This is a genomic window from Mycobacterium neglectum (assembly GCF_002591975.1).
Classification (GTDB): domain Bacteria; phylum Actinomycetota; class Actinomycetes; order Mycobacteriales; family Mycobacteriaceae; genus Mycobacterium; species Mycobacterium neglectum.
The window spans coordinates 1-13,693 of sequence record NZ_NVQE01000032.1; the positions used below are offsets into that span (position 1 = coordinate 1).

A 13,693-nucleotide genomic window follows, 5' to 3' on the forward strand; every position below is an offset into this window, starting at 1 on the left:
TAGTGGACTAGGTCTTTTCTGGTGCTTGACAGCTCTGGCGCACACCGGGACCTCGCAACGGAGTATCGTCGGCAGCGTCAGATGTGTATAGGGGACAGCTACGGGACACAACCCCCGCCGCCGCCATCTGCCCCACGGCCCGCGGCGTTCCATACGGGTCCTCCGCCGCCGGCCGGGCCGCCGAGCGGGCCGATGTGGTCGACGACGCCGCCGCCCGGTCCGCCCCAGACGCCCCCGTCAGGGGGCGCGAAGGTCCCGTGGATTCCGATTGCGGCCGTCGGCGCGGTACTCGCGTTGATCCTCGGAGGCCTGGGCATCTGGTTGATCGCCAAGCCCGACGATGAGAAGCCACTGGGCATGGATGACACCTCCACGACCACGACCACGACCACAACCACCACGCCGCGGACCCCGCGGACGCCGCCACCGACGGCGAACCCGGACTCGTTCGAGGCCAAGCTCCTGTCGATCTTGCCGCGCGGCTATGACGACGGCGTGTGTACGCCGTCGAGCCCGCCGGCCACCGGCGCCCTGGCCACGGTCGACTGCGGCCCGGCGTCACCGGAGGGCGGCCCCGAGAACGCCAGGTATTCGCTGTTCGCCGACCAGGCGGCCCTCGACAGGGCCTTCGACGACTCGGTCGCGGCGAACTCGGAATTGTTTCCATGCCCGAACGCCAACGCCGATTCGCCGACGACGTGGCATTTCACCGAAACGCCTGACAAGGTCGAGGGCAGGATCGCCTGCGGCCTCTTCAACGGCAACCAGGACGTGACGTGGACCTTCAACTCGAACCTTCTGATCGGCGACGCGCAGGGTCCCGATATCGAGGGTCTGCACGCCTGGTGGCTGAAGTTCGCCTGACCCGCTGACCTGGCGAATTCCCGAAGGGCGTCTGCACCAAGAATCTGTCAAGGATCCATCAAGGGCGCTGTTCGATTCTGATGTCGAGCCGGAAACCAACCGGAACCAGTCGACATACGGGAGTCCACATGTTCACGCGCAACGGAGTCACCAAGTTCGCAGGCACCGCGCTCGTCGCGGGCGCGCTCGGGCTGGCCGCATTCACCACCGCAGGTACCGCAGGCGCGATGAGTTCGGCTGACGACAACTTCCTGACCGACATCAGCTCCGAGGGCATCGCCTATGACAGCGAAACCGAGGCAATCTCCATCGCCTACGACGTGTGCTTCGCCCTCGACGACGGCGTCGACCCGGTCGATCTCGGCATGGAGCTGCTGGACGCGACCGATCTGACCACTGACCAAGCCGCGACGTTCGTCGTCTCCTCGGTCGCCAACTTTTGCCCCGAGCACCAACCGCTCTTCGCATAACCCCCTGCCTGCGCGGGGACCCCGCTGTGGCGGCGTGGGTCCCCGCGCCCCCTTTTCCGATAGGCGGGCTAGACAGTCCGGCCGCTTTGTGTTTCTGTCCTTGCAGGAAAAGCGAAGGGACTAAAGGGCATGGGAACTGCCGGGAAAAATAAGGTGTTCGTCGTCGGCGTCGGGATGACGAAATTCGAGAAGCCGGGTCGTCGAGAGGGCTGGGACTATCCGGACATGGCCCGCGAGTCGGGCACCAAGGCGCTCGAGGACGCCGGCGTGGACTTCTCCGAAGTTCAACAGGGCTATGTCGGATACTGCTCGGGCGACTCGACGTCGGGCAACCGCGCCCTCTACGAACTGGGCATGACGGGCATCCCGATCGTCAACGTGAACAACAACTGTTCGACGGGTTCCACGGCGTTGTTCCTTGCCGCGCAGACGATTCGCGGCGGACTGGCCGACTGCACCATCGCACTCGGCTTCGAGAAGATGCAGCCCGGTTCGCTGCAGGGTGGCGCCGAGGATCGCGAGTCACCCCTTGGACGTCACATCAAGGCGCTCGCCGAGATCGACGAGTTCGCGTTCCCGGTGGCGCCGTGGATGTTCGCCGCGGCCGGCCGCGAGCACATGCGCGAATACGGCACCACCGCAGAGCATTTCGCGAAGATTGGATACAAGAACCACAAGCACTCGGTCAACAACCCTTACGCTCAGTTCCAGGAGGAGTACACCCTCGACGACATCCTGGCGGCAAAGATGATCTCCGACCCGGTGACCAAGCTGCAGTGCTCACCGACGTCGGATGGCTCGGGCGCCGCGATTCTGGCCAGCGAGGCGTTCGTCGACAAGCACGGACTGGCCGCGCAGGCCGTCGAGATCGTCGGTCAGGCGATGACCACCGATTTCGACTCCACGTTCGATGGCACCGCCAAGAACGTCATCGGCTACGACATGAATGTGCAAGCCTCGCAGCAGGTTTACGACCAGTCAGGCCTCGGCCCTTCGGACTTCCAGGTGATCGAGCTGCACGACTGCTTCTCGGCCAATGAGCTGCTGCTGTATGAGGCGCTGGGCCTGTGCGGTGCGGGTGAGGCACCCAAGCTGATCGACAACAACGACACCACCTACGGAGGACGTTGGGTCGTCAACCCGTCGGGCGGGCTGATCTCCAAGGGCCATCCCCTGGGTGCCACAGGTTTGGCGCAGTGCGCTGAGCTGACGTGGCAATTGCGGGGCACTGCCGACAGGCGCCAGGTGGATAACGTCACCGCCGCACTCCAACACAACATCGGCTTGGGCGGCGCGGCAGTAGTGACCGCTTACCAGCGCGCCGAACGCTGACACCGTTGCGATTTCGGTGCGCAAACAGTCGCTGAGCGATCGTGTGCGCACCGAAATCGCAGATCAGCGCCGTGAGCAATCGGCGGTGACGGTGATGTTGCGCTGGGTGACCACCTGGATCAGGTCATCGCCACGGCGCACCAATTCAGTTCGGTCCCTGGCATTTCGAATGTCCGTGACGACGCACTCGTCCAGCGGTGCGCTGCCGAACCGGTTGACCTTCACATCGAATCCCTGCGCCTCGAGCGTCGCGATGGTCAGCTGTGCGGACTGCTGGGCCGACGCAATAGCGGCCGGCAGGATGATAAGTCCGCATGCCGCAGCGGCAATTCCGATCAGGATCAAAAGTGTTGCGCGCATGACCGCGCCTCCCTTCGTTTTCGTGTAGGCCCCAGTGGCCTTCACGCGGTACGACGGGACACTGCCGCCAGAGGTTCAAAGCAATTTCGAATTCGGCGCGCTTACCCACCGCCGAGGGGGATAAGCGCGCCGAATCCGCTGGCTATGCAGGTAGAGGCGCCCGCTCCGCGCGTGACGCGTGATCGTCGTCGACCATCGTCAACTCGTCGAACGGATCGTCGCCCCGCAGGACGGTGTCCACTCGCTCACGGTCGATGGTCTTCGTCCACGAGCCGACGAGGACCGTCGCGACCGCGTTTCCGGAGAAGTTGGTCAGCGCGCGAGCCTCGGACATGAACCGGTCGATGCCGACGATCAGTCCGACGCCGTCGAGCAGATCAGGACGGTGGCTCTGCAGGCCGCCGGCCAGCGTGGCCAGGCCCGCGCCGGTGACACCTGCGGCGCCCTTGGATGCGACGATCATGAACACCAGCAGGCCGATCTGCTCCGGCAGCGACAGCGGGTCGCCGAGCGCACCTGCGATGAACAACGACGCCATGGTCAGGTAGATCGCGGTGCCGTCCAGGTTGAACGAGTATCCGGTCGGCACGACGACGCCAACGGTGCTGCGGTCGACGCCGAGGTGCTCCATCTTCGCGATCAGGCGGGGCAGTGCGGATTCCGACGACGAAGTCGACACGATGAGCAGGTATTCACGCGCCAGGTAGCGCACCAGCTTGAAGATCGACACCCCGGAGACCACGCGCAGGATCGTGCCAAGCACGCCGAAGACGAACAGCAGGCAGGTCACATAGAAGCCGAGCATCAAACCGAGCAGTTGAGTCACCGCAGTCCACCCGGTCTGGCCGACGACGTTGGCGATAGCGCCGAACGCACCGATCGGGGCCAACCACAGGATCATCACGAGGACCTTGAACACGAGCTTCTGCAGGTGCTCGATCGCGCGCAGGATCGGCTCACCGGACGTGCCCATGGCCTGCAGCGCGAACCCGACGAGCAACGCGACGAACAACGCCTGCAGCACGCTGCCCGCGGTCAGCGACGCGAACAGCGTCTCCGGAATAATGCCCCGGACGAAGTCCATGAGACCGCCTGCCTCGTGGGCGGTTTCGGCTAGCTCGGCACCCTTGCCCGCAGCGCTCTCGGTCAGGTTCATGCCGGTGCCGGGATGCAGGATGTTGCCGACCACCAGGCCGATGGCGAGCGCGAAGGTGGACATGACGAGGAAGTAGACGAATGCCAGGCCGCCGACCTTGCCGACGGTTGCGGCCTTGCGGACCGATCCGATGCCAAGCACGATCGTGCAGAAGATGACCGGCGCGATCATCATCTTGATCAGGTCGACGAACATCGTCCCCAGTACGCCGACGCTCTTGCCTACCTCGGGGGCTCCGATGCCGACCGCGACGCCTGCGAACACCGCGATGATGACGGCGATGTAGAGCCAGTGGGTACGGTCGCGCTTGCGGGGCTTGTCCGGCGGTTCGGCTGCCGGTGGCTGGTGGTCAACGACGGTCATGGCTTCCTCCAGGTCGACGAAAGTGATCTGTAGGTAGCGTCGAGGAGGACGTGAGGCAGGTCACGCTTTAGTGCATTTAGTTCGGTATGTTCACGAACATGGCCGACGACCGGGTGGCTCGCGTCGCGACCGCAGACGGCCGGCACCTGGCATATCTGGAAGTCGGCGATCCCGACGGCCCACTCGTCATCTACAATCACGGCGGCCCGAGCAGCAGGCTCGAGGCGCGACTGCTCACCGAGTCGGCGGTCAAGAACCGGATACGGTTAGTGGGCGTCGACCGGCCCGGCCAGGGTCGATCCAGCCCGCAAAAGACCCGCACCTACTCGGGCTGGGCTGACGACATCGTTGCCGTTGCCGACGCACTGGGTTACCGGGAGTTCGGAGTGACCGGCTGGTCGGAGGGCGGGCCGTGGGCGCTCGCCGCAGCCGCATACATCGACCCGGACCGACTGCGTCACGTCAGCAGCATCGCGCCGGGCAGTTACGGCGCATTCGGCGACAACTCAGCGGCGCAATATCTTTCGAAGATCGACGCGCTCGGCGGAACCCTCTCCCTGCGTTTCACACCGGCGTTCCGGCTGATGTACGCCACCCTCGGCTTCATGGCCAAACGCTTCCCCACATCCTTCGTCAAACAGGTGCGTGGCAGCGTCAACGATTACGACCGGCAGATCCTGCTTCACCCCGAGGTTGCAAGGGGATTCGGCGAAACCTGCGCCGAATGCTTCGCCCACGGCTCCGACGGATTGGTCCGCGACGCCGAACTGCTCTACCGGCGTTGGGCTTTCGACGTCGCAAACATCGAGCGGCCCGTCCACATATGGCAAGGACTGGACGACAAGCTGGTTCCGGACCCCATCAACAAGGCCGTCGCCGACGCGATGCCGGGTGCGGTGTGGCATCCCGTCAACGGCGCCGGTCACTTCATCGCCATCGGCGAGGGAGACGACATATTCGCCATCGCCGCCGAGGAACTGGGCGCTTGACCCGCCTGTGGCCCCGCTCCCTGGCGACTCAGGCGATCGCACTGCAAATCCTGGTCGTCGCAGTGGTGGTACTGGCTGGCAGCGCGCTGGCATTGCTCGATGCCCGGCGCGACGCCGACGAAGCGGCTCGTCAGCAGGTCGTCGGCATCGCCACCTCACTCGCCGATTCTCCCTCGACGGCGGAAGCCATTGAATCCGGCAGGGCCACCGACATTCTGCAGCCGGTGACCGAAGCGGTCCGCAGGCACACCGACATCGCGTTCATCACCATCATGTCGCCCGACCGGATCAGGTTCACCCATACCGATCCGACCCAGATCGGCGGCCAGTACATCGGCACCATCGAGCCCGCTCTCCGCGGCGAGACGATCAGCGAGGTCTACACCGGCACCCTGGGCCCCTCGATTCGTGCGGTCGCGCCGGTACGCAACGAATCGGGAACGATCGTCGGCCTGGTATCGGCGGGCATCCTGCAGGACAACCTGGCCGATCGATGGCGCTCACAGTGGCCGGCCATCGCCGCGGTGGGCGCGGCAGCACTGGCTGTTTCACTGGCCGGTGTCTGGCTGATCCGCCGACGGCTGCTGCGGCAGACACACGGGCTGCGGCCCGACGAGCTGCGGGTGATGTACGAGCACCACGACGCGATCCTGCACTCGGTGTCGGAGGGACTGATCGTGGTGGACCGCAACGGCGTCGCCCTCGTCAATGATGAGGCGCGCCGTCTGCTCGCACTCCCGCCGGGCCCGGTCGACCGCACCGAGCTGCCCGAATTCCTGCGGACGTTCAACCCCGGTGCCCGCGACGAGGTGCATGTGACCGCCGACCGTGTCCTGGTGGTGAACCGATCCCCCGTCGCCGACGCGCGCACCTCAGAGGTCGTCACGATCCGCGATCGCACCGAATTGCAGGGTGCACTAGGTGAACTCGGCTCGCTCAAGGTGCTCACCGACACCCTTCGGTCGCAGGCCCACGAGGCCGCCAACAAGCTGCACACGATCATCACCATGGTCGAGATGGGCCGGCCCGAGGACGCGGTGCAGTTCGCCACCGAGGAGCTCGCCCTCTCCCAGCAGCTCGTCGACAGACTGTCCGGTGCGGTCGGCGAGCCCGCGCTGGTCGCACTGCTGCTCGGCAAGGCCGCGCAGGCCGACGAACGCGGCATCGAGCTGACTGTCACCGAAGACACCCACCTGCCGTCGAACTCAGACGACGTGCCACTGACCGGGCAGGAAATGGTCACCGTGCTCGGCAATCTCATCGACAACGCGATGGATGCCTGCGACCGCAACGATCCGTGGGTGGAAGTCACCGTGCAGATGGTGGACGACACGCTGACGTTGCGCGTCGCCGACAGCGGACCGGGCATGGACCCCGCCACTTTCGAGAAAGCGATGCAGCGTGGGTATTCCACGAAGGGCGACTCTGATCATCACGGCCTCGGACTGGCGTTGGTCAGCCAGGTCATCAAGCGCCACAACGGTATTCTCACCACCGACATCTCGTACGGGTCTGTCGTGACCGTGACGGTTCGAGCCGGCTCATGATCAACGTGCTGATCGTCGAGGACGAACCGCTGATCGCCGAGGCACACCAGACATACCTTGGCCGGCTCGAGGGCTTCTCGGTGGCCGGCATCGCGCACACCGCCCGCGATGCCATGCGGGCCGCCGCGGAGGCCGCCACCACTGACGCGCCGATCGATCTGGTCTTACTCGACATCGGCCTGCCCGATGCCAGCGGGATCGCTCTGGCATCGGGGTTGTCCGGTCTACGGCCGATCCCGGACATCATCGCGATCACCTCCGAGCGCGACTTGCAGATGGTCCGCGCGGCGGTGGGCCATGGCGCGTTGGCGTATCTGTTGAAGCCATTCACCTTCGCAGCATTCCGCGATCGGCTGGATCGCTACCGTCGCTACCGCGAAGCCCTGCCCGCGGGCACCGATGCCGCCAGCCAAGCGGAGGTGGACCGCGCGCTGGCCGAACTGCGGGTGAGTGACAAGGCCGTGGCACCCAAGGGTGCCGCGCAGGGCACCAATGACGAAATCGCGCGCGCAGTGCGCGATTCCGATGAGGGCGTCACGGCCGACGCAGTGGCCAAGCAGGTGGGCGTGTCACGGGTGACCGCGTGGCGATATCTCGAACGTCTCGCCGATGAGGGCACGGTCACTCGTCACACGGACTACGGCAAGGCGGGCCGCCCCAAGACCCGCTACCAGTGGCGCTGAGTTCTCACCGCGTGGCCTATACCGCTGCCGGCTCCAATTCAACAGCCTGGGGCACGTAGATCGGATTGGTCGCCACGAACTGCGAGTACAGCAGCGGCTTTGCCGACTCGACGGACAATTGCGTCACCCCGCCCGCATAGTCGGCCACGTAGAGCCGGCCCGCGTCGGAATCGACTGCGACACAAGATGGCCGAGCGTCGACCTGCACCCTGTTGACAATCTTCAGCGTGAGGGTGCACAGCACCGTGACGTTGTCGTAGTCGACGATGTACGCACGCGTCTTGTCCGCGCTGACGCTCATCTGAGTCGGAGCGCCGATCCCGAGTTCGGCGGTGCCGGTGATCCGGCCCTTGGACAGGTCGACCACCTTGACTGCGCCACCGCTGGTTCGATCGGAGGTGAGGACGTAGGCGACGTCGTCGGCCACAGCGATGTCGCGGATCGGAGAACCGACCGACACCGTGCGCTGAACCCTCGCGGTCTCGACATCGACGACAACGAGCGCACTGCCCCGAGCATCGGTGGTCGCGACGTACAGCCGCCTACCGGTCGGGTCAACCCGCACGGCATCGATGCCGATTCCCGCGCCGGTGGCGATATCGATGGTGCCCACGCGCTCGGCCGTCGTATCGATGACGACGACATCCGCGTAGCCGTCTCCGGTCCGGCCCACGTACACGCGCTTGCCGTCCGGGCTGGCGGCCATCGCCGTCACGCTGAACGCCAACGAGTAGGTGGCGACGACCGTCTGCGTGACGGTGTCGATCACCGAAACGGCGTCAGAACTCGATGACGAGGTGCTGACGTAGGCGCGGCCGTCAGCGACAGCGACCGCGAATGGCTCGCCCGGGACCGCAACAACGCCCGTTACGGCCAGCGTGTCGGCGCGCAGCAGCGAAACGGTGTCGTCGCTGTAGTTGGTGACCACGAGCATCCCGTCGTCGGTGGCAGCGATGTCTCCAATGGCGCCACGCGCCACATCGACGGCATCCACCCGGGTGACGTCCGCACTCAGGTGCGTCCCGTCGGTCACTTCTGCCACAGCAGTGTTCTTGCGCATCAAAAAGTTAGCCATTTTCATCGGTACCTCCGCCGGTTTGGCGTTCGCCGGCTCTAGATTCCACGTCTACCTGCGCTCGTCTGAGCGCGATCTGTGTCGATTCTAGCGACGAAAATCGGTGCTCCGCGGTGACGCAAACGTCGATCGAAGACAATGCACGGCAACCTCTCAGGGGCCGCTTAGAAAAGAATTCGTTATGCAGTCGTTATAAATGGTGAGCAATTGCTCCCAGATCGCTGAACTGTGTGTATGACGCATGAGCAACCTCAATATGGGCGCTCCGATACTTCGCACGAGTAACGATGTCTTAGGTTTCTGATCGAAATTGAGCGGTAAATCACATGCCGACACGGCAGCAAACTCACTTCGGATCGCAACAACACCGATTTTCGCCGCCTGCGCTCAGCGTGATTCAGCCCGTAAAGCCCTCGAATGGCGGGCGCGGTGTTCGCTGAGCCGCCGCATCACACGGACGCCATAGCGTCTGCACGGACATCGGCTGCGCAATTGTCGAACCGCATCTGCACAGAGGTACCGTCTGACGTCCACGAGATCGACATTCGATCAGACAGGGCGCGCATCAAGGGCAGGCCCCGACCCCGAGTGTTCGGCTGGGCAGCAGGGTCCACGTGGCGCCATGTCCCTCGGTCGGACACATCGACCAACAGACTGCCTTCGGCGCCGTCGTAGTGGACGTCCAGCGTCATCGTTCCCTCGCGGCCGCGGTAGGCGTATTCGGCGGAGTTCGTCAGCGCTTCGTTCGCCACCAGCAGGACGTCGTTGAGCCGGTCTCGATCCAGCGTGAGATGTGTGCGCAGCCAATCGGCGAGATCGTGCCTCAACCTGGCCACAGAGAGCGCATCCGCGGACTCGGTACGGGCGAATTCAGCGCCCGCAGCGCTCGGGGAGGAGTTCGAATCGGTCATGATGCCGAACGGATACCCCGCCGGACCCGCTGTCACGCAGTGAAATTGTCCACAGCATCGTCCAGCGCGGAGAACAGGTCGATCAGGTCCGCGATGCCGGTGATCTTCAGTGGCCGACTCGTGGCCGAACCCTCGGCGACCACGGCGAACCGGGTCTCCGTGCCGCCCGTCTGGTTGTGGGCCTCCATCAGCACCTGCATGCCTGCCGATCCCAGGAAGTCGACGCTGGTGAGGTCGACGATCAGTCCGGTGGGGTTCTTGCTCAACGCGGACTGGACGGCGTCCCTCAATTGGGGTGCCGTGAGCATGTCGAGTTCTCCGGACGCGGCGACAATCGCGACACGTTCAACCCACTTCTCAGTGCAAAGCTGCTCGTCCAAGCCTCACCTCTTGTTAAGCGACCGGCATATCGGTCAGCGCTGATCTCACGAGGCTGCAGTCTGAACCCGCGCGACAGGGTAGCGACAGAATTACACCGACGCATCGGGGCACACTGCTTGTCCTGGTCAGGGCAACAGGATATAGGACATGCGGGTAGGTCCCGCAACTTGCCTGCTCGTTACCGTGTCAGGCCGTACTGCGCGGTTACGCAGCGATTGCGTCGCCGCACGATGGAGCTGCAGCCAACCCCGGGAGCGCCGCAGCGGATCAGGACAAGGAACGACGAGGAAACTCGGCAGGTTTGTTGACCTAAGCGTCAAATCGCGGTGCGTCTGACACGCGACGGTCGCCGCCGTTGCGGTCCTGCCACAGCCGGTACACGTCGACAGCGTCCTCCCGCGGCTCGTAGCGCATGGGCAGACGACGCTGCTCGGCCGATTTGGCGAACTCCTGATAGAAGGTGTCGAGTTCGAAGTACTTGCGGTCGTCGACATAGTGCGGCTCATAGGCGTCACGAGTGGTCAGGAAGACGACCTCGTCCGGCGAGCAGTAGTACAGCGCGCCGAGGCACATCGGGCACGGATGCGCCAGCACGTAGATGGTGGCGCCGAGAAGATGTTCGGTGCCCAACCGCACGCACGCCTCACGGATGGCCAGGATCTCGGCGTGCGCGGTCGGGTCGTGACTCTGCGCCACCAGATTCGGGCTCTCGGCGAGGATCTCGCCGTCCCTGACGATGACGGTCGCGAAGGGGCGGCCGCCCGCGGTGACGTTGGTTCGGGCTAGGTCGATCGTGCGCTGAACGTAATCAACCACGATCACCGACACTATCCCCTGGGCCGCTGGATCGGCGCCGCAAATCGGGCGACATCCGTTCTCGCAGCGAGTCGTAAATCGGCGGTGATTTCGTGAGCTCGGCGACGAGCACCGCTGCGGCAGTGCCGGCGATCATCGGGATGCCCACCGCCGTCGTCGCGGTCATCTCGATGACGAGGACGATGGCGGTCACGGGAGCCCGCACTGTCGCACCGAAGAACGATGCCATGCCGACCAGTGCCATCGGGACGGCCAGAAACCTCACGTCGCCAGGCCACACTGCGCCGAAGACGCCGGCAAACAGCAGCCCCCACAGCGCACCGACCGCCAGCAGTGGCGCGAACAGTCCGCCCGGCACGGCCGCCGAATACGACAGCGGACCGGCGACAAATCGCACCAGCAGCACTGCGGCGACGACTGGGAGGACGAACTCCTGCCCGCTGAGAATCAATTGCGTCAGCGTGTCGCCGCCGCCCACCGCGTCCGGATAGATGAACATCGCCAGCCCGATGGTGGCGCCGATCGCCGCCGCCTTGGCGATTGCCGGGATCCGCCGGATCCCTCCTACACGGTCGATGAACCACAGCAGCAGCCGGTTGTACACCGCACCCAGACATCCGGTGAGCAGACCGAAGACCACGAAGAGCGGAAGCCACGCAAGAGCCGGCGCCGCGATTTCGTCGACCCGAAAGTCCGGCTCATTCCCAAGGAGAAGCCGCATGCAACCGACCGCTGTGGCCGCCGCGAACAATGTCGCCAGCACCGTTTGTAGCCGGAATGATTTCGTCACCTCTTCGAGCGCGAACAATGTGCCCCCGATCGGTGCGTTGAACGCGACCGCCAGGCCGGCCCCGCCCACGGCGGTCTGCATCATCCTGACGTCGGAATCCGAAAGCCGGGCCCACCGTGCCGTTTCGGCTCCGATCGCCGCGCCCATGTGAACAGTCGGACCTTCGCGGCCCAGTACGAGCCCGGCACCGATCGACAACACCCCACCTACGAATTTCGCAGGAAGCAGCAGCAGCAGCGGCGGATGGGCTTCACCCCGGTAGACGGCCTCCACATGCTGGATCCCGCTGCCGGCCGCCAGGGGTACCCACCGCACGATCAGCGCGGCGAGCGCCGCACCGATCGCGGCGGCTGTTATCGGCACCAACCACCCCGGCCCGGGCAGCGCATGCGCCCAGTCGACGAGGTCAATCCGCAACCTGTCCGCTGTCTCCAGACACCAGCGAAAGGCGCCGCCGATGAAGCCGATCGCCACACCCGCCACTGTGGCGGTCACGCAGATGAGAACCGATCCGCGCATGTGCACGACCGAGAATCTCCCTTCAGCGCTGGACCGCATCGACAGAAAATTCAGTCTCTCAGATCGGGACCCGCATCGTTGTCACGCCGCGGACGTTGCGCGCCGCATATCGTGAGGCTCGGCTGACGGGCACTTCGACGATGGGACCACGCGTGACGGCAATGGCTTTGAAACGGTGTGGTGTTCTCGCGATGGCGACGGCACTGATGTTCGTCTCCGGCTGCGGCCAAGGTTCGACGCCCGAGGCCACGTCGCCCACCGCCGGCACCGAAGCGTCGGGCGCGCCGGCCACCAAGGAGATGGACGCCGGCGTCGCCCAGCGGCTAGATGAGGCCGTCGACAAGGCGATGGACCAAGCTGGAATCCCCGGCGCGATCATCGGGATTTGGGGTCCGGACGGGCATTACGTGCGGACGCCCGGCGTCGCCGACCAGGCAGGCGGCACCCAGATGAGTACCGACTTCTACCACCGAATCGGCAGCCAGACAAAGACATTCACCATCACGGGCCTACTGCAGTTGGCCGATCAGGGCAAGCTCGCGCTCGACGATCCCATCGCCAAATTCATCGACGGTGTTCCCGAGGGTGACACGATCACGCTGAGGCAGTTGGCCCGGATGCAGAGCGGACTGGCCAACTACACCGATACCGACGGCTTCCAGCAGGCATTTTTTGCTGACCCGTTCCGGAACTTCACCCCGCAGCAACTCCTCGACTTTGCGTTCGCCGAACCCATGAAGTTCCAGCCCGGCGAGGGATTCCTGTACTGCAACACCAACACCGTGCTGTTGGGACTGGTCGTGGAGAAGGTCAGCGGCCAGTCGCTGCCGGATTACATTCGTGACCACATCACGACCCCATTAGGCATGAGCCACACCAGCTTTCCGACGACGAACGCGTTCCCGGACCCTCATGCAGTGGGCTACACCACGCAGGACCCCGACAATTCCGAAGTGACGGCCACCGACTGGAACCCATCATGGGCGTGGGCCGCGGGCGCGATGATCTCCACCCTCGAGGACATGCAGATCTGGGCGCCCGCGCTGGCGACCGGAAAGCTCCTGACACCGGAGATGCAGGCGGAGCGGCTGCAGACGGTCACGACTCCCGGCATGCCGGCCGATGACGGGTACGGCGTGGGACTCTTCAACCTCGGCGGCTGGATCGGACACAACGGGAGCCTGCCCGGCTACCAGACCGTCTCGGTCTACCTTCCGGAAAAGGAAACGGCGATGGTCATTTTCATCAATACCGATATCGCGTTCGAGGGTCAGGAGCCGAGCACGCTGGTGGCCAAGGCCATCACCGAGATCATCAGCCCGGAGAATGTCTACGCGATGGGTGATGCGGTGCAGCCACCCGACATCACCGCACCGCCCACGCCGACCACCACAAAGCCGCGGTAAGGCTCCAAGAAACTTCCAAGAACCGTCCGCC

14 protein-coding genes are annotated in these 13,693 nt (G+C 64.8%); 7 read left to right on the top strand and 7 right to left on the bottom strand.

Annotated features, from left to right (window positions below; genetic code table 11):
- Positions 1 to 192: 192 nt before the first annotated feature.
- The 3 genes from CSQ99_RS21810 (at position 193) to CSQ99_RS21820 (ending at position 2,666) form a co-directional block, all read left to right on the top strand.
- Positions 193 to 864 (top strand): histidine kinase, encoded by a 672-nt coding sequence (locus CSQ99_RS21810; protein WP_245909029.1) that lies wholly within the window; start codon positions 193 to 195, stop codon positions 862 to 864.
- A 128-nt stretch (positions 865 to 992) separates the two neighbouring features.
- Positions 993 to 1,334 (top strand): DUF732 domain-containing protein, encoded by a 342-nt coding sequence (locus CSQ99_RS21815; protein ID WP_099041092.1) that lies wholly within the window; start codon positions 993 to 995, stop codon positions 1,332 to 1,334.
- Positions 1,335 to 1,463: 129 nt separating this feature from the next.
- On the top strand, positions 1,464 to 2,666 hold the full coding sequence (locus CSQ99_RS21820) for a lipid-transfer protein (protein ID WP_099041093.1): 1,203 nt from the start codon (positions 1,464 to 1,466) through the stop codon (positions 2,664 to 2,666).
- Between the two features lie 63 nt (positions 2,667 to 2,729).
- On the opposite strand, the gene CSQ99_RS21825 is transcribed toward CSQ99_RS21820, so the two are convergent.
- A complete protein-coding gene (locus tag CSQ99_RS21825; RefSeq protein WP_099041143.1) occupies positions 2,730 to 3,026 on the bottom strand; it encodes a hypothetical protein in 297 nt (98 codons plus the stop codon).
- Positions 3,027 to 3,168: 142 nt separating this feature from the next.
- Positions 3,169 to 4,545 (bottom strand): cation:dicarboxylate symporter family transporter, encoded by a 1,377-nt coding sequence (locus CSQ99_RS21830; RefSeq protein ID WP_099041094.1) that lies wholly within the window; start codon positions 4,543 to 4,545, stop codon positions 3,169 to 3,171.
- 98 nt (positions 4,546 to 4,643) lie between these two features.
- On the opposite strand from CSQ99_RS21830, the gene CSQ99_RS21835 reads away from it, so the two are divergent.
- From CSQ99_RS21835 to CSQ99_RS21845, 3 genes are read left to right on the top strand one after another with little or no spacing between them, the layout of a single operon-like run.
- On the top strand, positions 4,644 to 5,534 hold the full coding sequence (locus CSQ99_RS21835; RefSeq protein ID WP_099041144.1) for an alpha/beta fold hydrolase: 891 nt from the start codon (positions 4,644 to 4,646) through the stop codon (positions 5,532 to 5,534).
- A complete protein-coding gene (locus CSQ99_RS21840) occupies positions 5,531 to 7,081 on the top strand; it encodes a sensor histidine kinase (protein WP_176561140.1) in 1,551 nt (516 codons plus the stop codon). The genes CSQ99_RS21835 and CSQ99_RS21840 overlap by 4 nt, the downstream gene beginning before the upstream one ends.
- Entirely contained in the window at positions 7,078 to 7,764 is a 687-nt protein-coding gene (locus CSQ99_RS21845; protein ID WP_099041095.1) for a response regulator, read from the top strand. The genes CSQ99_RS21840 and CSQ99_RS21845 overlap by 4 nt, the downstream gene beginning before the upstream one ends.
- A gap of 16 nt (positions 7,765 to 7,780) precedes the next feature.
- Here the strand turns inward: CSQ99_RS21845 and CSQ99_RS21850 are convergent, their stop codons facing one another.
- The 5 genes from CSQ99_RS21850 to CSQ99_RS21870 form a co-directional block, all read right to left on the bottom strand.
- On the bottom strand, positions 7,781 to 8,845 hold the full coding sequence (locus tag CSQ99_RS21850) for a YncE family protein (protein WP_099041096.1): 1,065 nt from the start codon (positions 8,843 to 8,845) through the stop codon (positions 7,781 to 7,783).
- Positions 8,846 to 9,288: 443 nt separating this feature from the next.
- Entirely contained in the window at positions 9,289 to 9,786 is a 498-nt protein-coding gene (locus tag CSQ99_RS21855; RefSeq protein ID WP_099041097.1) for an ATP-binding protein, read from the bottom strand.
- The gene (locus tag CSQ99_RS21860) at positions 9,783 to 10,130 is read right to left on the bottom strand and encodes an STAS domain-containing protein (protein WP_099041098.1); all 348 of its coding nucleotides are present in this window, start codon (positions 10,128 to 10,130) and stop codon (positions 9,783 to 9,785) included. Before CSQ99_RS21860 ends, CSQ99_RS21855 begins: the two co-directional genes overlap by 4 nt.
- A 310-nt stretch (positions 10,131 to 10,440) precedes the next feature.
- Entirely contained in the window at positions 10,441 to 10,947 is a 507-nt protein-coding gene (locus CSQ99_RS21865; RefSeq protein WP_099041146.1) for a nucleoside deaminase, read from the bottom strand.
- Positions 10,940 to 12,256: a ClC family H(+)/Cl(-) exchange transporter gene (locus tag CSQ99_RS21870; RefSeq protein WP_176561142.1), complete on the bottom strand. Its 1,317-nt coding sequence runs from the start codon at positions 12,254 to 12,256 to the stop codon at positions 10,940 to 10,942. Before CSQ99_RS21870 ends, CSQ99_RS21865 begins: the two co-directional genes overlap by 8 nt.
- Positions 12,257 to 12,447: 191 nt before the next feature.
- Here CSQ99_RS21870 and CSQ99_RS21875 point away from each other — a divergent pair, with 191 nt between their 5' ends.
- Positions 12,448 to 13,662, top strand: coding sequence for a serine hydrolase domain-containing protein (locus CSQ99_RS21875; RefSeq protein WP_245909030.1), 1,215 nt, complete (start codon positions 12,448 to 12,450; stop codon positions 13,660 to 13,662).
- Positions 13,663 to 13,693: the final 31 nt, after the last annotated feature.